The following is a 584-nucleotide window of genomic DNA, read 5'->3' as shown; positions in this document are numbered from 1 at the left end:
CCCCCCCCGCCGCCCCCCCCCGCCCCCGCCGCGCGGCCCCGGCCCCCCCCCCCCCCCCCCCCCCCCCCCCCCCCCCCCCCCCGGCGGGGGCGGGGCCCCCGCCCCTCTGCCCGCCTTTTTGGAGGTCACCGTGTCCGTCCGACGCACCCTCAAGCAAGCCCTGGCCGCCCTCACCTCTCCCGGCTGGTCCCGCGTCCACACCGACCCCGAGCAGCTGCACCAGGTGCTCGCCGAGCAGACCGCGGCCGCCAACCGCGACGCCGCCGACCACGCGACGGAGGCCGCCGCCTGGAACACCGACGAGCTGCACGTGCAGCCCGGTCTTCTGGAGGTCCGCCGCGACGTCCTGGCCGACGTCCACTACCTGGAGGGCCTGCTGATCGGCGCCCGCCACCGGGGCCTGGACACCGAGCTCATCGAGCGCCTGGCGGCCGCCGTCGACACCGGCCACGAACTGACCGTGCTCCTCGCCGACGCCGCCCGCACCACCATCACCACCCCCTGACCCCACAGCCCCTCACCCGGCGGCCGGCCCCGGACGACACAGCGGCCGTGCCCCTCCCCCTGCCCGCACCCTCTTGGAG

General features: G+C 78.8%; 1 protein-coding gene. It reads left to right on the top strand.

Features of this window, described 5'->3' with window-relative positions:
• Positions 1–130: 130 nt before the first annotated feature.
• Positions 131–505 carry a hypothetical protein gene (locus tag JS521_RS35625; RefSeq protein WP_307848017.1) on the top strand — a complete coding sequence of 125 codons (375 nt, stop codon included), beginning with the start codon at positions 131–133 and terminating at the stop codon, positions 503–505.
• Positions 506–584 lie beyond the last annotated feature (79 nt).

This window comes from Streptomyces durocortorensis (assembly GCF_016901035.1).
Classification (GTDB): domain Bacteria; phylum Actinomycetota; class Actinomycetes; order Streptomycetales; family Streptomycetaceae; genus Streptomyces; species Streptomyces durocortorensis.
Note: the sequence above shows the minus strand (reverse complement) of the source record. Positions and strands in the feature narration are given on the sequence as shown.